Annotated in this window: 17 protein-coding genes; 16 read left to right on the top strand and 1 reads right to left on the bottom strand. The window is 59.6% G+C overall.

The features are described 5' to 3' along the window. Positions 1–263: 263 nt before the first annotated feature. The 15 genes from purA to rlmB all read left to right on the top strand — a co-directional run bounded on the left by purA (position 264) and on the right by rlmB (position 16488). Complete coding sequence (gene purA / locus WFO70_RS18920) at positions 264–1562, top strand: adenylosuccinate synthase (RefSeq protein ID WP_312080180.1); 1299 nt, start codon at positions 264–266, stop codon at positions 1560–1562. Between the two features lie 201 nt (positions 1563–1763). Beyond that, positions 1764–2189, top strand: a complete 426-nt coding sequence (gene nsrR / locus WFO70_RS18915; protein WP_337018357.1) for a nitric oxide-sensing transcriptional repressor NsrR — start codon at positions 1764–1766, stop codon at positions 2187–2189. A 38-nt stretch (positions 2190–2227) separates the two neighbouring features. After that, positions 2228–4669, top strand: a complete 2442-nt coding sequence (rnr, locus tag WFO70_RS18910) for a ribonuclease R (protein ID WP_337018355.1) — start codon at positions 2228–2230, stop codon at positions 4667–4669. A 220-nt stretch (positions 4670–4889) separates the two neighbouring features. Beyond that, the gene (locus WFO70_RS18905; protein WP_337018353.1) at positions 4890–5894 is read left to right on the top strand and encodes a D-cysteine desulfhydrase; all 1005 of its coding nucleotides are present in this window, start codon (positions 4890–4892) and stop codon (positions 5892–5894) included. Then, complete coding sequence (locus tag WFO70_RS18900; RefSeq protein WP_337018351.1) at positions 5887–6594, top strand: aspartate/glutamate racemase family protein; 708 nt, start codon at positions 5887–5889, stop codon at positions 6592–6594. Before WFO70_RS18905 ends, WFO70_RS18900 begins: the two co-directional genes overlap by 8 nt. 41 nt (positions 6595–6635) lie before the next feature. After that, on the top strand, positions 6636–7643 hold the full coding sequence (locus WFO70_RS18895) for a taurine ABC transporter substrate-binding protein (RefSeq protein WP_337018349.1): 1008 nt from the start codon (positions 6636–6638) through the stop codon (positions 7641–7643). Beyond that, complete coding sequence (locus WFO70_RS18890) at positions 7640–8410, top strand: ABC transporter permease (RefSeq protein ID WP_337018347.1); 771 nt, start codon at positions 7640–7642, stop codon at positions 8408–8410. Before WFO70_RS18895 ends, WFO70_RS18890 begins: the two co-directional genes overlap by 4 nt. Then, complete coding sequence (locus WFO70_RS18885) at positions 8410–9186, top strand: ABC transporter ATP-binding protein (protein WP_333854751.1); 777 nt, start codon at positions 8410–8412, stop codon at positions 9184–9186. Before WFO70_RS18890 ends, WFO70_RS18885 begins: the two co-directional genes overlap by 1 nt. 53 nt (positions 9187–9239) lie before the next feature. After that, positions 9240–10457 carry a M20 family metallopeptidase gene (locus WFO70_RS18880; protein ID WP_337018345.1) on the top strand — a complete coding sequence of 406 codons (1218 nt, stop codon included), beginning with the start codon at positions 9240–9242 and terminating at the stop codon, positions 10455–10457. A gap of 24 nt (positions 10458–10481) precedes the next feature. Next, positions 10482–12044 (top strand): ABC transporter substrate-binding protein, encoded by a 1563-nt coding sequence (locus tag WFO70_RS18875; RefSeq protein WP_337018343.1) that lies wholly within the window; start codon positions 10482–10484, stop codon positions 12042–12044. A 12-nt stretch (positions 12045–12056) separates the two neighbouring features. After that, a complete protein-coding gene (locus tag WFO70_RS18870) occupies positions 12057–13013 on the top strand; it encodes an ABC transporter permease (protein ID WP_337018341.1) in 957 nt (318 codons plus the stop codon). Next, positions 13010–13870, top strand: coding sequence for an ABC transporter permease (locus WFO70_RS18865; RefSeq protein WP_337018339.1), 861 nt, complete (start codon positions 13010–13012; stop codon positions 13868–13870). Before WFO70_RS18870 ends, WFO70_RS18865 begins: the two co-directional genes overlap by 4 nt. Continuing rightward, positions 13863–14852, top strand: coding sequence for an ABC transporter ATP-binding protein (locus WFO70_RS18860; protein ID WP_337018337.1), 990 nt, complete (start codon positions 13863–13865; stop codon positions 14850–14852). The genes WFO70_RS18865 and WFO70_RS18860 overlap by 8 nt, the downstream gene beginning before the upstream one ends. Further along, a complete protein-coding gene (locus tag WFO70_RS18855) occupies positions 14849–15649 on the top strand; it encodes an ABC transporter ATP-binding protein (protein WP_337018334.1) in 801 nt (266 codons plus the stop codon). Before WFO70_RS18860 ends, WFO70_RS18855 begins: the two co-directional genes overlap by 4 nt. Positions 15650–15756: 107 nt before the next feature. Further along, a complete protein-coding gene (gene rlmB / locus WFO70_RS18850; RefSeq protein ID WP_156237591.1) occupies positions 15757–16488 on the top strand; it encodes a 23S rRNA (guanosine(2251)-2'-O)-methyltransferase RlmB in 732 nt (243 codons plus the stop codon). A gap of 90 nt (positions 16489–16578) precedes the next feature. Here rlmB and WFO70_RS18845 read toward each other — a convergent pair whose 3' ends face one another. Then, the gene (locus WFO70_RS18845; protein ID WP_337018331.1) at positions 16579–17868 is read right to left on the bottom strand and encodes an MFS transporter; all 1290 of its coding nucleotides are present in this window, start codon (positions 17866–17868) and stop codon (positions 16579–16581) included. A gap of 182 nt (positions 17869–18050) precedes the next feature. On the opposite strand from WFO70_RS18845, the gene WFO70_RS18840 reads away from it, so the two are divergent. Then, positions 18051–19673 carry an isovaleryl-CoA dehydrogenase gene (locus WFO70_RS18840; RefSeq protein ID WP_337018329.1) on the top strand — a complete coding sequence of 541 codons (1623 nt, stop codon included), beginning with the start codon at positions 18051–18053 and terminating at the stop codon, positions 19671–19673.

The raw sequence follows: 19673 nt of genomic DNA, 5'->3' as shown, positions 1-19673 counted from the left end.
TCATTGTTCGCTTCACATGAAGGCGTTACATGAAGCGTTAATTTCTGTAAGTGAAATAGCAAGATGAGGGACGGTTACCCGGGACGTTTGCGGGATGCATGGCCTCTCTTGTGATGAAAAGCGGCTCTTCACACAAGATGTTGAGGTAATCGTTTAACAGGCGATGAAGCCACCAATTTCGCCGAAATTTGTATACAAAAAAAGCTGAACATCATCAAAACCGATGGTAGAATCCATTTTTAAGCAATCGGTGATTTTGAAAAATGGGTAACAACGTCGTCGTACTGGGCACCCAATGGGGTGACGAAGGTAAAGGGAAGATCGTCGATCTTCTGACTGAACGTGCTAAATTTGTTGTACGTTATCAGGGTGGTCACAACGCGGGCCATACTCTCGTAATCAACGGTGAAAAAACCGTCCTCCATCTTATTCCATCAGGCATTCTTCGTGACAATGTGACCAGCATCATCGGTAACGGTGTTGTGCTGTCTCCTGCTGCGCTGATGAAAGAGATGAAAGGCCTGGAAGACCGTGGCATCCCGGTTCGCGAACGTCTGCTGCTCTCTGAAGCCTGCCCGCTGATCCTCGACTACCACGTAGCGCTGGACCTGGCACGTGAAAAAGCGCGCGGCGCGAAAGCGATCGGTACCACCGGTCGTGGTATCGGCCCGGCTTACGAAGATAAAGTTGCTCGTCGCGGTCTGCGCGTTGGCGACCTGTTCGACAAAGCGACCTTTGCTGAAAAACTGAAAGAAGTGATGGAATATCACAACTTCCAGCTGGTGAATTTCTACAAAGTTGACGCTGTTGACTACCAGAAAGTGCTGGACGATGTGATGGCGGTTGCCGACATCCTGACCGGTATGGTTGTTGATGTCTCCGATCTGCTGGACCAGGCGCGTCAGCGTGGCGATTTCGTCATGTTCGAAGGTGCGCAGGGTACGCTGCTGGATATCGACCACGGTACCTATCCGTACGTAACTTCCTCTAACACCACCGCAGGTGGCGTGGCAACCGGCTCTGGCCTGGGCCCACGTTATGTGGATTACGTTCTGGGTATCATCAAAGCTTACTCCACGCGCGTGGGTGCGGGTCCGTTCCCGACCGAGCTGTTTGATGAAACCGGCGAGTTCCTCTGCAAGCAGGGTAACGAGTTTGGCGCGACCACCGGTCGTCGTCGTCGTACCGGCTGGCTGGATGCGGTTGCTGTGCGCCGTGCGGTGCAGATCAACTCCCTGTCTGGCTTCTGCCTGACCAAACTGGACGTCCTGGACGGCCTGAAAGAAGTGAAAATCTGTGTTGCCTACCGTATGCCGGATGGCCGCGAAGTGACCACCACTCCGCTGGCAGCTGACGACTGGCAGGGCATCGAGCCGATCTACGAAACCATGCCTGGCTGGTCCGAAACCACCTTCGGCGTGAAAGAGCGTAGCGGCCTGCCGCAGGCGGCTCTGGATTACATCCAGCGCATTGAAGAGCTGACCGGTGTGCCGATTGATATTATCTCTACCGGCCCGGATCGTTCTGAAACCATGATTCTGCGCGACCCGTTCGACGCATAATGATGGTTTTGCCCGGCGGCGCTGCGCTGTCGGGCCTCTATAACCCATCACAGGCCGGATAAGCTATGCGCATCCGGCTTTTTCTTTCTCCTTCCCGCCTTTCAGTTCAAATAAATTAGCCGCCAACTATCTGGCTGGTTTATCATCATTAATGAATATCTCTGCGGATATACCGCGATTTACCCTTTTCCTGAGGTTGATGTGCAGTTAACAAGTTTCACCGATTACGGCTTACGCGCGCTGATTTACATGGCGTCGTTACCCGATGGGAAGATGACCAGTATCTCTGAGGTGACAGAGGTGTACGGTGTGTCCCGTAATCATATGGTCAAAATAATCAATCAACTTAGCCGTGCCGGATACGTTGCTGCCGTCCGCGGGAAAAATGGCGGCATCCGCCTCGGTAAACCGGCACAGAGTATTCGTGTTGGCGATGTGGTACGTGAACTGGAGCCGTTGACTCTGGTGAACTGCAGCAGTGCGTTCTGCCACATTACCCCTGCCTGTCGTCTGAAACAGGCACTTTCTAAGGCCGTGCAAAGTTTTCTCATGGAGCTGGATAACTACACGCTGGCCGATTTGGTTGAAGAGAATCAACCGCTTTATAAATTATTGCTGGTGGAATGAAGAAAATTTCCACCGGAGATGACAACGGAGGAACCGATATGTCACAAGATCCTTTCCAGGAACGCGAAGCTGAAAAATACGCTAATCCTATCCCAAGCCGCGAGTTCATCATTGAACACTTAACCAAACGCGAAAAACCCGCTAACCGTGAAGAACTTGCCGTTGAATTAAACATTGAAGGCGAAGAGCAAATTGAAGCCCTTCGCCGCCGTCTGCGCGCGATGGAGCGTGACGGACAACTGGTCTTTACCCGCCGTCAGTGCTACGCCCTGCCAGAACGTCTCGACCTGCTGAAAGGCATAGTAATTGGCCACCGCGATGGTTTCGGCTTCCTGCGCGTCGAAGGCCGCAAGGATGACCTGTACCTCTCCTCTGAACAGATGAAGATGTGCATTCACGGCGACCAGATCCTGGCCCAGCCGCTGGGTGCCGATCGTAAAGGCCGTCGTGAGGCGCGCGTGGTGCGCGTGCTGGTGCCGAAAACCAGCCAGATCGTGGGCCGCTACTTCACCGACGCCGGTGTCGGTTTTGTGGTGCCGGACGACAGCCGCCTGAGCTTTGACATCCTTATTCCGCCGGAAGAGGTGATGGGGGCGCGGATGGGCTTTGTGGTGGTCGTAGAACTGACCCAGCGTCCAACCCGCCGTACCAAAGCGGTCGGTAAGATTGTTGAAGTGCTGGGCGATAACATGGGCACCGGCATGGCCGTGGACATGGCGCTGCGCACCCACGAAATTCCGTACGTCTGGCCAAAAGCGGTTGAAGAGCAGGTTGAAGGTCTGAAAGAGCAGGTGCCAGAGTCGGCAAAAGCGGGCCGTGTGGATCTGCGTAGCCTGCCGCTGGTCACCATTGATGGCGAAGACGCCCGTGACTTCGATGACGCCGTCTACTGCGAGAAAAAACGCGGCGGCGGCTGGCGTCTGTGGGTGGCGATTGCGGATGTGAGCTATTACGTGCGCACGGGTACGCCGCTGGATGGTGAAGCGCGCAACCGCGGTACCTCGGTTTACTTCCCGTCGCAGGTTGTGCCCATGCTGCCGGAAGTGCTCTCTAACGGCCTGTGCTCGCTCAACCCGCAAGTTGACCGTCTGTGCATGGTGTGTGAAATGACCATCTCCACCAAAGGGCGTTTAACCGGCTACAAATTCTATGAAGCGGTGATGAGCTCCCATGCTCGCCTGACCTACACCAAAGTGTGGCATATGCTGCAGGGCGATCAGGATCTGCGTGAGCAGTATGCGCCGCTGGTGAAGCACATTGAAGAGCTGCATAACCTCTATAAAGTGCTGGACCAGGCGCGTGAAGAGCGCGGCGGGATCTCATTTGAGAGTGAAGAGGCGAAGTTCATCTTCAACGCCGAGCGCCGTATCGAGCGTATCGAACAGACCCAGCGTAACGATGCGCACAAGCTGATTGAAGAGTGCATGATCCTGGCCAACATCTCCGCAGCACGCTTCGTTGAGAAGGCCAAAGAGCCAGCGCTGTTCCGTATTCACGACAAACCAACCACCGAAGCCATCACCTCCTTCCGTACCGTACTGGCGGAGCTGGGTCTTGAGCTGCCGGGCGGTAACAAGCCAGAGCCGCGCGATTACGCCGAGCTGCTGGAGTCCATCAGCGATCGCCCTGACGCCGAAATGCTGCAAACCATGCTGCTGCGTTCGATGAAGCAGGCGATCTACGATCCGGAAAACCGCGGCCACTTCGGCCTGGCCTTGCAGTCTTATGCCCACTTTACCTCGCCGATCCGTCGTTACCCGGACCTCTCCCTGCACCGTGCCATTAAGTATCTGCTGGCGCAGGAGCAGGGTCACAAAGGCAATACCACGGAAACCGGTGGCTACCACTACTCCATGGAAGAGATGCTGCAGCTGGGCCAGCACTGTTCAATGGCGGAACGCCGTGCGGATGAGGCGACCCGTGATGTTGCCGACTGGCTGAAGTGTGACTTCATGCTGGATCAGGTCGGGAACGTGTTTAAAGGCGTGATTGCCAGCGTTACCGGCTTTGGCTTCTTTGTACGCCTTGATGAACTGTTCATTGATGGTCTGGTTCATGTTTCCAGTCTGGATAACGACTACTACCGCTTTGACCAGGTCGGTCAGCGTCTGATTGGCGAATCGGGCGGGCAAACCTATCGTCTGGGCGATCGTGTGGAAGTTAAGGTGGAAGCCGTCAACATGGACGAACGTAAGATTGATTTCAGCCTGATCTCCAGCGAACGCGCGCCGCGCAATGTGGGTAAAACCGAGCGCGAGAAAGCGAAGAAAGGGGCTGCCGGTAAAACCAGCGGCAAACGTCGTCAGGCCGGGAAGAAGGTGAACTTCGAGCCGGACAGCGCGTTCCGGGGCGAGAAAAAGCAGAAGCCGAAGGCCGCGAAGAAAGAAGCCAGAGCCGCGAAAAAGCCGTCGGCCAAAAGCCAGAAAATCGCCGCCGCGACCAAAGCGAAGCGCGCAGCGAAGAAAAACAGCGCTGAGTAATACCTCCCTCTAACCCCTTCCAGCCGGAAGGGGTTATTCTTTTTAGCCGTAAGTCATTCCACAACAGAATAGATATTTCCCCGCTCCCCCTTTATTTCCTGCTTAGTTATTTTTCAGGAATCGTTATTTATTAATTTTGATTAGCCATCTCAGGACGATGTGTATAGTGAATTTCACTGACGTTTAAATGAATTCATTTCCTGCTTTGCAAGGAGCATATATGCATCTGGCTCGTTTCCCACGTATCTCTCTCGGCCATTTTCCCACGCCACTCGAACCGCTGGAAAATATATCCCGCTTATTAGGTGGACCAAAAATATGGATTAAGCGAGACGATGCTACCGGCCTGGCAACGGGCGGAAATAAAACGCGCAAACTGGAGTTTCTGCTGGCCGATGCCGTGGCGAAAAAAGCCGACGTCATCATTACCCAGGGGGCTACCCAATCTAACCATGTGCGCCAGACCATCGCCGGTGCCGCGCGTCTGGGATTACAGGCCAGGGCCCTGCTTGAAAAGCGGGTGACGGATTTTGGTGAGGATTACCAGCGCTCGGGTAACGTCCTGCTCGATCATCTCCTGGGCGGCGAAATCGTTGCCCATCTGCCTGCCGGCACCGATATGCAGCAGGCGATGGAAGAGTACGCGGCCACCCTGCGCGAGAAGGGGCATAACCCCTATGTCATCCCGGGCGGCGGCTCTAATCCCATCGGTGCGCTGGGTTACGTGGCCTGCGCCGAGGAGCTGCTGTATCAGTCGTCCGAGCGTCGTCTGCGCATCGACCATGTGGTGCACGCCACGGGCAGTACCGGTACCCAGGCGGGATTAGTGGCGGGCTTCACGGCCACCAACAGTCACGTGCCCGTACTGGGCATCAGCGTGCGGGCACCCAAAGCGAAGCAGGAAGAGAACGTCTGGAACCTGGCTTCCCGCACTCTTGAGCTGCTGGGCGTGCCGGGCGAGCTGTCGCGGCATGCGGTCGTCGCCAACAGCGACTATGTGGGTGATGGCTACGGCTTACCGACCGAAGGCACGCTGGAAACGCTGACGCTGCTGGCGCGCCACGAGGGCATTCTGCTCGATCCCGTCTATTCCGCAAAAGGGATGGCGGGGCTTATCGACCTGATCCGTAAAGGCCATTTCCGTCAGGATGAGAACGTGGTCTTTATCCACACCGGCGGCGCGGCAGGGCTGTTTGGTTATCGCCAGGTACTTGAGCATGTCTGAGCCGTTTTTGCTCGGCGTGCTGGGGGGCATGGGGCCGCTGGCCACGATCGACTTTCAGCGCCGGCTGCTGGAGGCCACGCCCGCCCGGAGCGATCAGCAGCAGCTGCCCTCGGTGGTCTGGAACGTGCCGCAAATTGCGGACCGGCAAAAAGCGCTCGCGGGTACCGGCCCTTCACCGCTGCCGCAGCTGATCCACGGCATTCGGGTGCTGAACCAGGCGGGAGCGAGCCATATTGCCATCCCCTGTAATACCGCGCACCACTGGTATGACGCGCTCAGCGAGGCGAGCGACGCCCCCATTTTGCATATCGTGGATGCCACGCTGGCCGCGCTGGAGCAGGAGGCGAATACGCCGCAGCGGGTAGGGATGATTGCCACCAAAGGCACGCTGGACGCCGGCTGGTATCAGCAAAAACTGGCGGCCCGGGACATTGAGGTGGTTGAGCCGACGCCCGAAGAATTATCGCAGTGGTTTGTGCCGGGCTGCTATGCGGTTAAACGCGGGGCGCTAAAGGAAGGGGGCGAGCTGCTGGTGCAGCAGGCACTGGCGCTGTTTGCACGCGGTGCGCAAAAGTTGATTCTGGCCTGCACCGAGGTGCCGGTTGCGCTCCAGGCGGTTAACGCGCCTTTTCTGCATTTAACCTTCGATCCGGCCCAGGCGCTGGCGGAGCGATGTTCGCAGTTATGGCAAGCGAATTAATTACCACTATTAAAAACCGTATTATTTCACAGGAAAATAAAATGAAGAAAAGTCTCTGCTTATTAATTGCAGCGGGTGGTTTATGGGCAAATTTCAGTTATGCCGACACGCCTGCTGAAGTTCGCGTGGCATTCAGCGGCGGTTCCCAGGTATTAATGCTGGCAAAAGCCGATGGCTCGCTGGATAAAGCGTTAAACAGCAAAGTGAAATGGGTGCAATTTGCCTCGGGTGCCGACGCATTAAATTATTTCGCCAGTAACGCCATTGATATTGCCAACTTTGGCTCAAGCCCGGCGACGGCGGGGATTGTCAGAAAGCTGCCGGTGGAAATTATCGGCGTCTCAGGCGTCATCGCCAGCTATGAGCGCCTGATTGGTAAAGACGGCATTGCCAGCATCAAGGATATCGAAGGAAAACGCGTGGCCTATCCGCCAAACTCCACCGCGCAGTATGCGCTGGAGGCGGCGATCAGCGTCAACAAACTCGACCGCAGCAAGATTACCCTGCTGCCCCTGCGCCCGGCGGAGATGGTCGCCGCCTGGAAACGCGGTGATATCGATGCGGGTTACGTCTGGGCACCCTTTGCCCAGGAGCTGGAGTCCTCCGGCGGGCATCAGGTGTTTGCCACCAAAGACCTGCAGAAAGATGGCTATCTGATCTACAACAACTACGTGGTGCGTAAAGCCTTTGCCGAGCAGTACCCGCAGGCGGTGACCGCTTTCCTGCGCGTACATCAGCAAAAAGTCGACGAGTTTAAGAAAGACCCGGAACGCGCCGCCGCGATTGTCGCCAAAGAGGTCGGGGCACCGGTGACCACCGCCGCCAATACCCTCGGCGGCCTGGAGTACCCGACGCTGGCACAGCAGGGCACCGCGGACTGGCTGGGTAACGGTACCCAAACCACCGACAGCGGCATTGGCAAAGCGCTGACCAAAACCTCCAGCTTCCTGGCGGGCATCGGTGAGATCCGCAAACGCGATATTCCGGCCAACTGGGATACGGCGATTGAGTCACGCTACATTCGCGACGCGGCGGTAGCAGCGCAATGAGATTGAGTCACCATATCGCCATCAGCGTCCTGTCGGTGGCGGTTTTCTTTATTGTCTGGCAGGTGGCGGCCATGCGGCAGTGGGTGGATCCCCTGCTGCTGCCCTCGCTCACCGATATCGGTCTGACCACTGAAGAGCTGCTGGCCGATGGCTACCGGCAGGTGCCGCTGTGGGAGCATATCGCGGTCAGCCTGGCGCGTGCGCTTAGCGCCTTTGCCGTCGCCATCGTCATTGGAATTCCGCTGGGGCTGCTGATGGGGCTGTCGGACGGCCTTGCCGCCGTGCTCAACCCGTTTGTGCAGTTCCTCCGCCCGCTGCCCAAAATCGCGCTGATCCCGCTGGCGGTGGTGTGGCTGGGCATTGGCGAAGCCTCGAAATTCTTCCTGATCTTTATCGCCACCTTTCTGAGCGTGGTGGTGGGTGCCGCCGCGGCGGTGGATCGCATTGGCCGCTCGCGGATCCGCGTGGCGCAAACCTTGGGCGCTTCGCGTCAGCAGATCTTTCTGCGCGTGGTGCTGCCAGATGCCCTGCCGGACCTTTTCACCACCGTCAGGCTGTCGATTGGTATCGGCTGGACGTCGCTGATTGCGGCGGAGATGGTGGCGGCCAGTTCTGGCCTCGGCTGGATGGTGATCAACGCCAGCTCCTATCTGCGCACCGATATCGTCATGCTCGGCATTTTACTGCTGGGCGGCATTGGCTACGTTCTGGATCTCTTACTGCTGGGGCTGCAGCGGCTGATTGTGCCCTGGGCGGGGAAAGAATAATGAGTGCTATCACGCTGGAAAATGTTTCGCTCTCCTTTGCGGCGAAACCGCAGCCCTTCAGGGTGCTGGAGGATATCAACCTTTCCCTGAGCAAGGGGGAGTTCGTGGTGCTGCTGGGGCCGTCAGGCTGCGGTAAGTCCACCATTCTGAACCTGGTGGCCGGCTTCAATAAGCCGGATCGCGGACGGGTGGTGGCGGGTGGGAAACCGGTGCGCGAGCCGGGACCGGACCGCGGGATGATCTTCCAGCAGCCGAATCTGTTCCCGTGGCTGTCGGTGCTGGAGAACGTCACCTTTGGCCCGCGCCTCGGTAAACACCGCAAGGATGAGACCAACGCCCAGGCGCAGGGCTGGCTGGAGCGCGTGGGGCTGAAAGGATTTGAGCATCACGCCCCCTGGCAGCTGTCCGGCGGCATGAAGCAGCGCGTGGCGCTGGCCCGGGCCTGGCTGCCGGAGCCGGAAGTCCTGTTGCTGGATGAGCCTTTTGGCGCGCTGGATGCGCAAACCCGTCTGATGATGCAGGAGCTGCTGCGTGAGGCCTGGCTGTCCACCGGCACCACGCTGCTGTTTGTCACCCACGATGTGGAAGAGGCGCTGTTCCTCGCCGACCGCATTCTGATCATGTCGGCAAAACCCGGAAAAATCGTCGAAGAGATCGTCCTGCCGTTCGGGCGTGAACGCGATATCGAAACCCTTGCCGGGCACCCGCGCTACGGCGAGATCAAGCATCACGTCCTGCACCGGGTGCGCCAGGAGGCAAAGCGGCACTTAGGTTAAACGCAATTCCCGGTGTCGGGAATGAATCAACTGTCATCACTGAGGTGGAAGCAATGAGCAACAGCGAATTACGAGACCGTCTTGAAACAAGTATTCAGCAGCACCGGGACGAGTATGTGGCGATCGCCAAAGATATTCACGCCCATCCGGAAACCGGCAACAACGAATATTACGCCAGCAAGCTGCTGACGCAGCTGCTGGAGAAGCACGGCTTTAGCGTCACCCTGAACGTCGCTGGGCACGAAACGGCCTTCTACGCGGTAAAAGAGAGCGGCAAGCCCGGCCCGACCATTGCTTACCTCGCGGAATACGATGCGTTGATCGATATCGGCCATGCCTGCGGGCATAACATTATCGGCGTCACCAGCATCGCCGCAGCGATTGCAGTCGGTGAAACGCTGGCCAGCACCGGCGGCAAAGTGGTGGTGCTCGGCACACCGGCAGAAGAGGGCGGACTGCGGGGTAAAGGGGGGCCGAACGGCAATGTGAAAGCCCGCTTCGTGGAGCACGGTTTCCTGAAGGATGTTGATGTGGCCCTGATGGTGCATCCTGCGGGTAAAACGCGGCTTTCCGGCCCGTCGCTGGCAAACAATCATCTCTATTTCCACTTCTACGGCAAACCTTCCCATGCGGGCAGTTCACCGCATAAAGGCGTTAATGCCCTGGATGCGCTGGTGCTGCTCTACAACGGGATCAGCGTGCTGCGTCAGCAGCTGCCGGACGGTATTCGCGTGCATGGCATCATCACCAACGGCGGCCAGGCCCCGAACGTGATCCCGGAATATGCCTCAGCCCATTACTACATCCGCGCCCACACCCGGGAAGCGGTGCTGGCGCTGGAGCCGCGGATCCGCGCCATTGCCGAAGGCGTTGCCCTGGCTACCGGCACCACCGTCAAAATTGAGCATCAGGTTGGCCCGCGTGATTTCAATATTAACCACACCCTGAACGACGTCCTGCTGGAGGAGTTTACCGCGGCAGGCGAAAACGTAGAGCTGAAAGAGAAAGAGGGGCTGGGCTCCACCGATGCCGGGGATATCAGCCACGCGGTGCCGACGGCGCATCCCTACATCAAGATTGGGCCGGACGATCTGATTGGTCATACCGTGGCGTTTCGCGAAGCGGCTAACTCCACTCAGGGCTACGACGCGCTGGTGACAGGTGCCCAGGTGCTGGCCCGCACCGGGTTGCGCCTGCTGACCGACGCTGCCCTGCTGCAGGCGGCAAAAGACGAATTTGCCGGTCGTGCCGCGACAACCCAGGCCGCTTAATCTTTCTACCGGAGCGACATAATAATGAAAATGCTGTTCTCTGCCGCCGCGCTGATGCTGGCGGCGGTATTACCGCTGGGAAGCGCACAGGCCCAGAGCGTGGATCGCAACGCGACGCTGAACATCGCCTACGGCAACCGGCCGGGCACGCTGGATCCCTATCTGACCACCAACAATGCCACCTCGGATGTGGACAGGCATATCTTCGAAACCCTGTTCACCATCAATGATAAATTCGAGCCCGTGCCTGAGCTGGTGCAAAGTTACACCCTCAGCGACGATCGCAAAACTTACACCCTTGTGCTGCGCGACGGGATCCACTTCCACGACGGCCAGCTGTTGACCGCCGATGACGTAGTGGCCTCCATGAACCGCTGGCTGACGGTCTCCACCCAGGGGAAAGCCAACCTGCCCGGTGTGCAGTTCAGTAAGGTGGATGACAAAACGGTCAGCTTTACGCTGGCGGCCCCGTCGCTTATCACCCTCAACGTGCTGGCCGATGTGAAGAACATCGCTGCCATTATGCCAAAGCGCATCATTGATGCGGCGAACAGCAGTAGTAAGCCCGTCACCGAGCTGGTCGGCACCGGCCCCTACAAGCTGGCCGAGTTTAAGCCGGGGGACTATCTGCATCTGACCCGCTATGACCAGTACCAGTCCCGCACCGAGCCTGCCAGCGGGCTGTCGGGGCAGAAAAAGGCGGACGTGAAAGATATCTGGTTCCGCTACATCACCGACGAATCCACCCGCCTGGCGGGGGCGATGACCGGCGAATACGATCTGGTGTTCCAGCTGCCAAAGGACAATATCGATACCCTGAGCAGCGCGCCGGATCTGTCGCTGTTCCAGCCGCAGAGCGGCGGGTCGCTGATCACCTATCTGTTCAATAAAAACCAGGGGCCCTTTGCCAACGTGAAGCTGCGCCAGGCGTTTAACCTGGCGCTCGACGTGCATCAGACCCTGCTGGCAGGCTACAGCGATCCGCGCTTCTTCAAAGAGGATCCGTCCCTGGGCTTCCCGGATCAGGTGGACTGGTACAGCGAGGCCGGTAAGCCGTACTGGAACCAGCACAAGCTGGATGAGGCGCGCGCGCTGGTGAAAGAGTCGGGTTACAACGGTGAAGAGGTGGTGATCATCGCCACCAAAGAGTATGCCGAGCTGTATAACCTGGCGATTGTCGCCCAGCAGGTGCTGAAGCAGATCGGCGTCAAATCCCGGCTGGACGTGTACGACTGGCCAACCGTGTTGCAGCGTCGTCAGGATCCGAAAAACTTCGATCTCTGCGCGCTGGAGTTCTCCATGCGTCAGGTTCTGCACCAGTATCCGTTCCTCGATTCACGGGCCAAATTCCCGGGCCTGAGCAACAGCCCGGAGATCGACAGCGTGCTGGATCAGATCAAGCAGGCGCCGTCGCTGAAGGAGGCCAAACCGCTGGTGGATAAATTGAACGTACTGAGCTGGCAATATCTGCCGGTGATCGTGCTGGGACGCACCACGCCGGATGCGGTGGCGATCAAAAACAATGTGCAAGGTTACCAGGATCTGATTGGCCCGATCCTGTGGAACGTTAGCGTAACTAAACCCTGACGGGAGAAGGCGATGAAAAGGTATCTCTTTCACCGCCTGCTGGCACTGCTACCGGTGCTGCTGGTGGTGTCGGTGGTGGTGTTCTGTCTGATTCACCTGGCGCCGGGCGATCCGGCGCTGGTGATTCTGGGTAACGATGCCAGCCCGCAGGATATCGCGGCGCTGCGCCAGCAGATGGGGCTGGACAGGCCGATGCTGGCGCAGTTTTTCAGCTGGTTTGGCGAGGTACTTACCGGCAATTTAGGCCATTCGCTGTTTCTGGATACCAGCGTTATGACCCTCTTTTTACAGCATCTCACCCCCACGCTGGCGCTGGCGCTCTATGCCCAGGCCATCGCGCTGGCCCTGGGTTTAGCGGGCGGGGTGTTGAGCGCCTGGCAACAGGGTAGCCTGCTGGATCGCGCCATTCGCATGCTGGCGACGCTCGGTATGTCGGTGCCGGGCTTTCTGCTTGGCCTGTTCTTGATCTTCTTTTTTGCGGTGCAGCTGCGCTGGTTTCCGGTGGTGGGGTATCGCTCCACCAACGAGGATTTCTGGCTCAACGTCTGGTATTTAACCCTGCCGGCGTTTGCGCTGGGGTTACGTATCGCCGCGTTAATCGCCCGCATGACCCGGGCGGTGATGCTGGATGTGATGCAGGAGCCCTTTATCAGTACCGCCCGCGCCAAAGGGGTGCCCGAGCGGCTGGTGCTGCTGCGCCACACTTTGAAAAACAGCCTGATCCCCATTCTGACCATCTGCGGCGAATCTTTCGCCTCGCTGGTCACCGGCACCATCGTTATTGAGAGCGTGTTTGGCATTCCCGGCGTCGGATCGCTGATCGTGGATTCGATCGAACGACGCGACGTGACGGTGATCCAGGGCGTGGTGCTACTGATCACCGTCTGCTATGTGCTGATCAATCTGGCGGTGGATCTGCTGAGCTATCTGGCCGATCCGCGCCTTTCCGTCGACGGGAGTGAAAAATGATCCTGACCCGCAACCCATCGCTGCTCATCTGGCCTGCGGTGCTGGTGACCATTGTCCTGCTGTCGTTTTTTGCCAGCGCCTTGAGCCCTTACGATCCCTACAGTATCGATCCGCTCAGCCGCCTGAAACCGCCTTCCGCCGGGCACTGGTTCGGCACGGATAACTTTGGCCGGGACCTGTTTGTGCGGGTCGCGCTGGCAGTCAGGGTGTCACTCTCGGTGGGGGCCGCCGTGGCGGTGATTGCGGGCATCACCGGCATGGTGATTGGCCTGCTGTGTGCCTGGTACCGCCCGGTCGACCGGGTATTGATGCGGGTTTGCGACGGTCTGTTTGCGTTCCCGTCCCTGCTGCTGGCGATTGCTATCGTCGGCGTGCTGGGGCCGAATATCGCCAACGTGGTGCTGGCCCTGTCGCTGGTCTATGTCCCGTCGATCGCCCGGGTGATCCGCGGCGCGGCAATGGTGATCAAAGAGAAAAACTTTATCGAAGCGCTGCGGGCGCAGGGGGCAAGCGCCTCGCGCATCATCTGGCTGCATCTGCTGCCCAACGTCATTTCGCCCTTTATCGTGCAGGTCAGCTGGGTCTTTTCGGTGGCGATTCTGACCGAGGCCGCCCTCAGTTTCCTCGGCTCTGGCGTCCCGGCTCCGATGCCGAGCCTCGGCAATTTACTGCTGGAAGGAAAAGCGGTGATCTTTACCGCCTGGTGGATGACCTTCTTCCCCGGCATGGCCATTGTACTGCTGATCCTGGGGCTGAATATCATCGGCGATGACCTGCGTGACAGTAACGATCCGGGGCTGAAACCGCTACCGCGCCGGATGTTACGTCTGTTAAAACAAGGGGGGCGCCATGGCTGAGGCGCTATTGCAGGTGAATAATCTTGAGGTTAGCTTCGCCACCCGCCAGGGGATCATCTCCCCGGTGCGCGGCGTCTCCTTCCATGTGCAGGCTCACGAAACCCTTGGCATTATCGGCGAATCGGGCTGCGGCAAGAGCGTGACCGCCCAGGCGGTGATGGGGCTGCTGTCGCCGCGCACCAGCCGGGTGGAGGGCGACGTGGTGCTGGCGGGCAACGCGCTGCACCGGCTGTCAGCAAAAGCGCGTCGGCAGACGAGCGGACGTGACATGGCGATGATTTTTCAGGACCCGCTGGCCAGCCTGAATCCGGTGATGACGATTGGCTATCAGATTGATGAGAGCCTGCGGCTGCATACGACGCTCAATCGCCCGCAGCGTCAGGCGAAAATCCTCTCGCTACTCGCCCAGGTCGGCATCCCCGATCCGCTGCGCTGTGCTGACTCCTGGCCCCATGAACTCTCCGGCGGTATGCGCCAGCGGGTGATGATTGCCATGGCTCTTGCCACCTCGCCGTCGCTGCTGATTGCCGATGAACCCACTACCGCGCTGGATGCGACCATTCAGGCGCAGATCCTCGACCTCCTCGATGAGATCAAGCATGAAACCGGGATGGGGATTGTGATCATCACCCACGACCTGAGCGTGGTGGCGAGGCTATGCCAGCGAGTGGTGGTGCTGTACGCCGGTCAGGTGGTGGAAGAGACGGATGTCTGGACGTTGTTTGAACGTCCCCGTCACCCTTACACCCGCGCGCTGCTGGCGGCTCGCCCGTCAGCAGACCATACGCCCAAAACGGCCCTGGCAGAAATAGGCGGGCAGGTGCCTTCCCTCCACGCGCTGCCCTCGGGCTGTACCTATGCCGATCGCTGTCCGCTGGCGCAGCCGCGCTGCCGGGCAGAGGCCCCCGGGCTGCGGGCCCTCGGTGGTGAAAGCCACCAGGTTCGCTGCTGGCGGGCCGAAGAGACAGGAGCCATAAGATGACGATCCCCTTACTGAGCGTGAATCAGCTCTCGAAAACCTTTCAGCGGCGGGGACAGTCCGTACCTGCGGTAGACGGGGTGAGCTTTACCCTCAATGCCGGCGAAACCTGGGCGCTGGTGGGAGAATCCGGCAGCGGGAAAAGTACGACCGGACGGCTGGTGCTGGGCCTAACCCCAGCGAGCGGGGGCGATATTCAGTTTGAAGGACGCTCGCTGGCCGGGTTAAACGCCGCGGGATGGCGCAGTGTGCGGCGGGACATGCAGATGATTTTTCAGGATCCGCTCTCGTCCCTCGACCCGAAGCGCACCGTTGGCTACAGCCTGGAAGAGCCGCTGATAATCCACGGCATCGGCAATCGCAAGGCGCAGGTGGGAGAGATGCTGGAGCAGGTGGGTTTACGACCGCAGGATGCCACACGCTATCCCCATGAGTTTTCTGGCGGCCAGCGGCAGCGCATCGGGATCGCCCGGGCGCTGGTCCTCAAACCTAAGCTCATCATCTGCGATGAGCCGGTGTCGGCGCTGGATGTCTCCATTCAGTCGCAGATCCTGAACCTGCTGATGAGGCTCCAGCGCGAATACGGACTGGCCTATCTTTTCATTTCGCATGACCTGAACGTCGTCCGGCACATTGCCGATCGCGTGGGGGTGATGTACCGCGGCAGGATCGTGGAGCAGGGCGACACAGAGCGCATCTTTTCCGGCCCCCGGCATGACTATACGCGCTTTTTACTGAACGCTATTTTGCCTGTACACCCGGTCGCGACAGGCGTTGCGCGCGCGGCGGTGAACGGCTAATGCCGACAGGAGTCGATTTGACCGGCGGGTCGGTTATAATAGGCGCAAGTGACGACATTCACGGCCCCATTTAACCCGGCGCACACCGCCTCACATGAGTACCTTTAATGAGTGAAATGATTTACGGCATCCACGCGGTGCAGGCCCTGCTGGAGCGCGCACCGGAGCGTTTTCAGGAAGTCTTTATTCTGAAAGGGCGTGAAGACAAACGCCTGATGCCGCTGATCCACGCCCTGGAAGCGCAGGGTGTGGTGATCCAGCTGGCGAACCGCCAGTATCTGGATGAGAAAAGCGAAGGTGCAGTGCACCAGGGGATCATCGCCCGCGTGAAGCCAGGCCGCCAGTATCAGGAAAACGATCTGCCGGATCTGATTGCCTCGCTGGAGAATCCTTTCTTCCTGATCCTCGACGGCGTGACCGATCCGCACAACCTCGGTGCCTGCCTGCGTAGCGCCGATGCGGCGGGTGTCCACGCGGTGATCGTGCCGAAGGATCGCTCGGCGCAGCTCAACGCCACCGCCAAAAAAGTGGCCTGCGGCGCGGCGGAAAACGTGCCGCTGATCCGCGTGACCAACCTGGCGCGCACCATGCGTCAGCTGCAGGAAGAGAATATCTGGATCGTCGGCACCGCCGGTGAAGCGGACCATACCCTGTTCCAGAGCAAAATGACCGGCCGTCTGGCGCTGGTGATGGGTGCCGAAGGGGAAGGAATGCGCCGTCTGACCCGCGAGCATTGCGACGAGCTGATCAGCATTCCGATGGCGGGCAGCGTCTCGTCCCTGAACGTCTCAGTGGCAACCGGCATCTGCCTGTTCGAAGCGGTGCGTCAGCGCGGGTAGTCTGTTGTGCCCGGTGGCGCTGCGCTTACCGGGCCTACGGTCCGTGCTTTTGTAGGCCGGGTAAGGCGAAGCCGCCACCCGGCACATACCTCACTCCTCCAGCGACCGCAAATGGTCATCCTTTCTTAACGTCATCAGCGCCACAATACTCACCACCGCCGTCGCCATCACGTAATACGCCGGAATATCCAGGTTCCCCGTCTCTTTTATCAGCCCGGTAATGATCAGCCCCGCGCAGCCCGAGAAGATAGCGTTCGACAGGGAATAGGCCAGCCCCAGCCCGGTATAGCGCACCCGCGTCGGGAACATCTCTGACAGCATGGCCGGCCCTGGTCCTGCCAGCATCCCCACCAGTCCACCGGCAATCAGCACCACAATCGCCTTCACCGCCAGGGTGCTGGACTCCGCCTGCAGGATTTTCAGCAGCGGCAGGGCGAGGATCAGCAGCAGCGCGGCGGCAATCACCATCACCGTGCGCCGCCCGATGCGGTCGCTGAGGATCCCCGACGGGATAATGGTCAGCGCAAAGCCGATATTAGAGATCACCGCAATCAGCAGCGCCTGGTTAAAGCCGGTATGCAGGGCCGACTGCAGATAGGCGGGCATGATCACCAGATAGGTATAACCCGCGGCAGACCACACCATCACCCGGCCAATCCCCATCACAATGGCTTTCAGCGTGTCACGGGTCCGGGCCTTCGCCGCCACCGGCCTGGTTTGCTGCTGCACAAAGCTCGGCGTCTCTTCCATACTCACCCGCAGCCACAGGGCCACCGCCCCCAGCGGCAGGGCGATAAAGAACGGGATGCGCCAGCCCCAGTCATGCAGGGCTTCCGGCGTCAACAGCGCCGAGAGCAGGGCCACGATCCCCGCCCCGGCCAGCAGGCCCAGCGCAACGGTAAAGGACTGCCAGGCACCGTACAGCCCGCGTTTGCCGCGCGGAGCGAACTCGGTCATCAGCGACACCGCGCCGCCATACTCGCCGCCTGCGAACAGCCCCTGCAGGATCCGCAGGCCGGTGATCATCAGCGGGGCGGCAATGCCGATACTGGCATACACCGGCACCAGGCCAATCGCCGCCGTCGCCAGGGTCATCATCACCAGCACAATGATCAGCGTGGGTTTACGCCCGATACGATCGCCGATCCGCCCGAAGACGATGGCCCCTAACGGACGGAAGAAAAAGGCGATCGCAAAGGAGGCGTAGGTGAGGATCAGGCTGGTCAGCCCCGCCTCACCGCTGAGCTGGAAAAAGTTTTTCGCAATCACGGTGGCCAGAAAACCGTACACCGCAAATTCGTACCATTCGATAAAGTTACCAATCGAGCCCGCGACTAACGCGCGCTTATGGGCATCCGGCGCCCGTTGTGTGTGTTGCATTGTTATGCTCTCCATGAGGTGTGAATAAATTATTCACCATAAATGCAGCAAAGAAATTTATTATTCGTTCATTGTGTGACCAGATTCACGCTTGCAGATGGCGAAATTTTGCGCCCGCTTCCGTGCGGCGGCTGCCCGGTCTGTCCATAATTACCTTATTGCCATAGAAGGAGGGATACATTATGCACTGGCAGACGCACACTGTTTTTAACCAGCCTGCGCCACTCACCAACAGCAACCTTTTTCTTTCCGATCGTGCCCTGTGCGAAGCGGTCAACCGTGAAGGCGCTGACTGGGACGCCGAGCTGCTTGCCAGTATCGGCCAGCAGCTGGGAACCGCAGAATCGCTGGAACTGGGCCGCCTTGCTAACGTCAATCCACCCGAGCTGCTGCGCTTTGACGCCAGCGGCTCCCGGCTGGACGACGTGCGCTTTCATCCCGCATGGCACCTGCTGATGCAGGGGCTATGCGCCAACCGGGTACATAACCTGGCGTGGGAGGAGGAGGCGCGCAAAGGGGCCTTCGTCGCCCGGGCGGCGCGTTTTATCCTGCATGCGCAGGTGGAAGCCGGCACGCTCTGCCCAATTACCATGACCCACGCCGCCACGCCGCTGCTGCAACAGGCGTTACCGCGCGCGTTCCACGACTGGCTGACGCCGCTCCTTAGCGACCGCTACGACTCCCATCTTGCCCCGGGGAACCAGAAGCGCGGTCTGTTGATCGGTATGGGCATGACGGAGAAGCAGGGCGGATCGGATGTTCTCAGCAACACCACCCGGGCAGAGCGCTGCAGCGACGGCAGCTACCGGCTGGTGGGGCATAAGTGGTTTTTCTCGGTGCCGCAAAGCGATGCGCACCTGGTGCTGGCCCAGGCGAAAGGCGGCCTGTCGTGCTTCTTCGTTCCGCGTTTTCTGCCTGATGGTCTGCGCAATGCCGTCCATCTGGAGCGGCTGAAGGACAAACTGGGCAACCGCGCCAACGCTAGCAGCGAAGCCGAGTTTCTCGACGCCAGCGGCTGGCTGCTGGGCGAAGAGGGGGAAGGGGTGCGCCAGATCCTGAAGATGGGCGGCCTCACCCGGTTCGACTGCGCGCTCGGCAGCCACGGCCTGATGCGCCGGGCCTTCTCGGTGGCCTTGTATCATGCCCACCAGCGGCAGACCTTTGGTAAAAACCTGATCGATCAGCCGCTGATGCGCGATGTGCTAAGCCGCATGGCGCTGCAGCTGGAGGGGCAGACCGCGCTCCTGTTCCGCCTGGCGCGGGCCTGGGATCGTCGTGACAGTGAGCATGAAGCTCTGTGGGCACGGCTGTTTACCCCGGCCGCCAAACTGACGATCTGCAAAGCGGGGATCCCCTTCGTCGCCGAAGCGATGGAGGTTCTCGGCGGTATCGGCTACTGCGAAGAGAGCGAGCTGCCGCGTCTCTACCGGGAGATGCCGGTCAACAGTATCTGGGAGGGCTCGGGGAATATCATGGGGCTGGACGTGCTGCGGGTGCTGGCGAAGCAGCCTGCGGTGATGGATCTGCTGGCCGATGATTTTGCCGGGGTGAAGGGGCAGGATCGGCACTTCGATCGCAGCTGGCGTCAGCTACAGCAGAAGCTGCGTAAACCTGTGGAGGCACAGGGCAGGGAGATCGCCCGGCAGATCTTCCTGCTGGGCGCGGGGGCGCAGATGTTACGCCACGCCTCACCGCCGGTGGCGCAGGCCTGGTGCCGTGAAATGCTCGACGCCCGCGGGGGATCCCTGCTCAGCGAGCAGGTCCAGGACGACCTGCTGCTGCGCGCCACGGGCGGCGTGGCCTGA

The organism is Leclercia sp. AS011 (assembly GCF_037152535.1).
Lineage (GTDB): Bacteria > Pseudomonadota > Gammaproteobacteria > Enterobacterales > Enterobacteriaceae > Enterobacter.
The sequence above is the reverse complement of the archived record's forward strand: the minus strand, read 5'-3'. Positions and strand labels throughout refer to the sequence as shown.